This is a genomic window from Olivibacter sitiensis DSM 17696 (assembly GCF_000427965.1).
GTDB classification, from domain to species: Bacteria; Bacteroidota; Bacteroidia; order Sphingobacteriales; family Sphingobacteriaceae; genus Olivibacter; species Olivibacter sitiensis.
The window spans coordinates 1-2604 of the sequence record NZ_ATZA01000095.1 but is presented as its reverse complement, the minus strand read 5'-3'; the positions used below and the strand labels follow the sequence as shown (position 1 = coordinate 2604).

Sequence of the window (2604 nt, the reverse complement as noted above, 5' to 3'; positions counted from 1 at the left end):
AATTGTATAATCAACAAAAATTAATAAATTTATAACTCGAAAGTCTCCTTAAGGTTTCATCCTAATGTGTCTAATTTAGTTTGAAGACGTACAATTCGTACGAATTTGCTGATTTATATTTATTATTTATTCCTTGGCATTTTCCGTTACATAATAACCTAAATATTACAGGAGCATCAATAGATGCGGAGAAAGAGCTTGAAAATCAATACCCTGCAATATATAAACACTTACTTAAACATAAGGGAGAACTTTCTAATCGTAATAAAGCGGAGACAGGGATCCGTTATGAATGGTATGCTCTACAACGTTGGGGAGCAAATTATTGGGACGATTTTTCTAAACAGAAAATAGTGTGGAAACGTGTTGGCTCAATTTTACGTTTTTCTTTTGATGAAACTGGAGTAATGGCGTTAGATAGTACTTGCTTTGCTACGGGAAAATATATAAAATTTTTGGTTGCTGTTCTGAATTCTAAGATGGGGCATTATTTAATGAGAGATGCACCACAAACAGGAACAGGAGATTTATTAATCAGCGTTCAAGCCATTGAGCCTCTTAGAATCCCTATTCCAGACATAAATACAGAAAAATCGATAGAGAGAATATTAGATATTATCTTAAATAGGATAAATTGTGGACAAAGTTATCATGAATTAGAATTAGAGCTCAATAAAATGATTTATGCAATGTATAATCTTGATAGAGATGAAATTAACTTTATAGACGGTGAGAGTGTAACCTAAACTGTGTCACTGGATAAAACGAATAAATAGTTTTAAATTCGAAATATCAAGTGACATGTTAATGAAAGAGAAAACCCCATTTGACTTCGAGCGCTTCAAGCAGGAAGCGATGGAAGGACTGTACGCCGGCAAAAAGGCCGGCGGCACTGACGGTGTACTAGCTCCTATGCTCAAATGTAATCTTCCCTTAAAACACCTACTGGAATCCATGCTCAATGGCGAGTTGGATAACCACCTTGAAGAGGATAAAGCCTCCGGCCAGTCCAAGAAAACGGTCAGGAGCCTGAGCGGTGGCAGTTTCGAGCTGGAGACGGGCCGTGACCGCGAAGGCTCCTTTGAGCCCAAGATCGTGCCTAAACGACAGCTGATCATCACCGAGGAACTGGAAGGCAATGTATTGAGCATGTATGCCCGTGGCATGGGCACACGTGCCATCAGCGATTACATCCGGGAGATGTACGCCATGGAGATATCGGCCACGGAAATATCCCGTATCACCGATGCCGTGCTCCCGGCGGTAACCGAATGGCGCAACCGTCCGCTGGATGCGGTATACCCGTTCGTTTTCCTGGACTGCATGCATTATAAAATCAGGCATAACGGGTCGGTTGAGAGCCGTGCGATCTACAACATCCTGGGCGTGGATATCGATGGCCGCAAGGATCTGATCGGTCTTTACCTTTCGGAAACCGAGGGTGCCAAGTTCTGGCTTTCGGTGCTGACCGACCTGAAACAGCGCGGTGTGGAGGATATCCTGATCGCCTGCATCGACGGGCTGAAGGGATTCCCGGAGGCCATAGAGGCTGTCTTTCCCCAAACCCGTGTCCAGCTGTGCATCGTGCACCAGATACGCAGCAGCATGAAATACGTGCCGGATAAGGAGAAGAAAACCGTCATGGAAGATCTCAAACCGGTCTATAAGGCCGTAAACGCAGAACAGGGCTATGAACGGCTGCTGGAGTTCGAGGAAAAATGGGGTAGGAAATACCCGCTCACGGCCAAATCGTGGCTGCAGAACTGGGATAACCTTTCCACATTCTTCGAATACGACGGTGATGTCCGCAGGGTGATCTACACCACCAATCCCATCGAGGGGATGCACAGGCAGGTGCGCAAGATCACCAAGACCAAGGGGGCTTTCACCTCCGAACAGGCGCTGCTGAAGCTCCTTTATCTGGTGATACGGGAGATAACAAAGAAATGGACAATGCCCATCCACAATTGGGGCTTGACCATCTCTCAGCTTTATATTAAATTTGGTGACAGGCTACGCCTGGATCAAAACAGTGTTTAGGAATAGGTTGATCCGGATGACACAGTTCACGTTACACTACCTAGACGTTGATATAATCAGACTCTTCTATTGTTAAACCATAAGCATTATACAATAAATTGTCGATAATTTTTATATTTTGTAATGTTGGTTTTTTCACGTATAGTCTAATTTTTTTCCTATCCTCACTGGAAAGTATTGGCATTGGAAAATTTTCAAAAAATGTATGTTTCATTCTGACTCCTGTTTCGCCTAGCCCACCGCCGCCATAGAATGTTTTTACAGAATAGAAGAATAATTTTGAGTTTGCCACAGCAAGAAGTATATCTAAGTCTTTTCCTGTAATTATTCGAGCCGTATCTAAACACATATATTCTCCTTTTTCATCAAGTATAAAACTTGGCTCTTGAACCATTTCTTGAAAGATGATTTTCTGTTTAGAAAAATCGTCCATATAAGCACAGTTCCTTAAATTGTATGGTGTATCTCCGTATCCGCCCTACCAAGTACATATTTTTTAGCGTTTATCTATGGCTTAGCTTTGCTGTATGAGGAAAGCAGAAAAAAGAGAGCAGATGCTGTCGA

At 42.5% G+C, this 2604-nt stretch carries 3 protein-coding genes; 2 read left to right on the top strand and 1 reads right to left on the bottom strand.

The features are described 5' to 3' along the window. The first annotated feature begins 80 nt into the window (after positions 1–80). Entirely contained in the window at positions 81–746 is a 666-nt protein-coding gene (locus A37S_RS25830) for a hypothetical protein (protein WP_051293399.1), read from the top strand. A gap of 61 nt (positions 747–807) precedes the next feature. Then, positions 808–2040, top strand: coding sequence for an IS256 family transposase (locus tag A37S_RS0122370; protein WP_028298869.1), 1233 nt, complete (start codon positions 808–810; stop codon positions 2038–2040). A 40-nt stretch (positions 2041–2080) separates the two neighbouring features. Here A37S_RS0122370 and A37S_RS25825 read toward each other — a convergent pair whose 3' ends face one another. Further along, positions 2081–2473, bottom strand: a complete 393-nt coding sequence (locus A37S_RS25825) for a hypothetical protein (RefSeq protein ID WP_028298868.1) — start codon at positions 2471–2473, stop codon at positions 2081–2083. Positions 2474–2604 lie beyond the last annotated feature (131 nt).